The organism is Micromonospora coerulea (assembly GCF_016598485.1).
Lineage (GTDB): Bacteria > Actinomycetota > Actinomycetes > Mycobacteriales > Micromonosporaceae > Micromonospora > Micromonospora coerulea.
On the sequence record NZ_JAEMUW010000081.1, the window covers coordinates 1 to 1,651 of the forward strand.

At 69.4% G+C, this 1,651-nt stretch carries 2 protein-coding genes; both read left to right on the forward strand.

Annotated elements, in window-relative coordinates:
- Positions 1 to 328: 328 nt before the first annotated feature.
- Positions 329 to 652 carry a carboxymuconolactone decarboxylase family protein gene (locus I8N68_RS32320; RefSeq protein WP_307813059.1) on the forward strand — a complete coding sequence of 108 codons (324 nt, stop codon included), beginning with the start codon at positions 329 to 331 and terminating at the stop codon, positions 650 to 652.
- On the forward strand, positions 652 to 1,233 hold the full coding sequence (locus I8N68_RS32325) for a carboxymuconolactone decarboxylase family protein (RefSeq protein WP_200216897.1): 582 nt from the start codon (positions 652 to 654) through the stop codon (positions 1,231 to 1,233). The genes I8N68_RS32320 and I8N68_RS32325 overlap by 1 nt, the downstream gene beginning before the upstream one ends.
- Positions 1,234 to 1,651: the final 418 nt, after the last annotated feature.

The window sequence follows — 1,651 nt, forward strand, 5'->3', positions numbered from 1 at the left end:
TAGAGTGCATCTCGGCGGCGGCCGTATTCCTGTCGTCGGGACGCCTGGTGGTCGATATGGTCGCCAGGTGCCCGATGCGATCTTTGCCGATCTTCGCGCTGTGGCCCCGCGGCTTGGAGCCGCCTTCTACTAGCCAGACGATCGGCGGACGAGCGCTTGAGACGGCCGCCAGGAGAATATTCGCCCGACTGTCGCCTGGCCTTCGGGCACATCTGACCGGCAGGTGTAGTCTGGCGGATTTCTTCGGCTGCGTGTCGTGTTCGGCGGCGCGCCGATCGTCATATACATGAGGACAGATAGCCGAGCTGCAGAGGAGGCGGAGGGCGCCGTGCCGGACGACAAGAAGCGAGCAGCGCACCGAGCGCTGGTGGATCGCATCCTGAGCGGAGAGGGCAGGGCAGCCGCGCAGCAGCGAGCCCATGCCTTCGGCAACGACGGCCTGTCCCCGCCGTTGGACACGCTGATCAGCAAGGTCGCCACGAGGCCCGCGCAAGTCACCGAGGCGGACTTCGCCGCGGCAAAGGCGTTGGGCTTCAGCGAGGACCAGCTTTTCGAGCTGGTGATATGCGCCGCGGTCGGCCAGTCCGCCCGGCTGTATGAAGCGGGACTGGCGGCCCTGGCCGAAGCAACCGTCAACGGAGAGGCCGGATAATGCGACTTGACATCCTCAACCGCGGCTACAGCCCCGCAACTAAGGTGCTCTTCGCGCTCATCCGTCTGTTCTCCGGGCACCCGGTACCGGACGCCGCCAAGCTGGTCTTCTACCGGCCCGATTTCTACGGCGCCCGGGCGAAGGAGTGCACCCACGAGGCGATGCGCGGCCCGTCTGACTGGTCGGTGGGCGACCGGGAGCTGATGGCGGCCTACGTGTCCAAGGTGAACGAGTCCGCGTTCTGCGTCGGCGCACACACCGCGACCGCAAGTCAGGCGTACCAGGACGGGCTGCGGGTCGCGGCGGTGCTGGCCGACCTGGAATCGGCCCCCGTCGAGGAGCCGCTGCGGGCAACGCTGCGGATGCTGGGCAAGCTGACCGCCGAAGGAAAGGTGAGCGCCGGGGACATGCGGGAAGTGCTGTCCGCCGGCGTCTCACCCCGGCAGGTCGAGGACGCGCTGGCGGTCTGCGTCGCGTTCAACACGACCGACCGGCTTGCCGACGCCTTCGGCTTCGAGGTGCTCAGCCCCGAGGGCTTCCAGGCAGGAGCCGAGTACCTGCTCAAGCGCGGTTACCGATAGCGCGTGCAGCGCCCGCCGCAGCGCCGCCTTTGCCGGGCCACGGCGGCCCGGCCGTCCAGGGACGCGGCCGGGTGTGCTCGCCCTCGGCCTCGGCCAGATGGCGCAGCACACCGCCAGAGCGGCCTGAGCCGTAGGGAGCCTACGGCCGGGCAGGCCGCGGGCGAACGCGGTGACCAGCTGGGCCGCCTCACCGGTGCGCTGGCCGCGATCGGCGCAACGGTGCGGGGGCGGGAGGCGATCTCGGCGGCCCACATCCAGATCTGCTTGCGCTGCACGATGGCGACGGCCTCGCTGGTCACCTCCAGAGCGTCTGCTGTCCGCCAGTCGGCCAGATAGCGCCTGGCGCTGGTAGCCCCAGCCGGGATTACCCCGGGCCATCTGCGCAATCAGAGCGGCGATGGCCGGGTCGATCGATGGC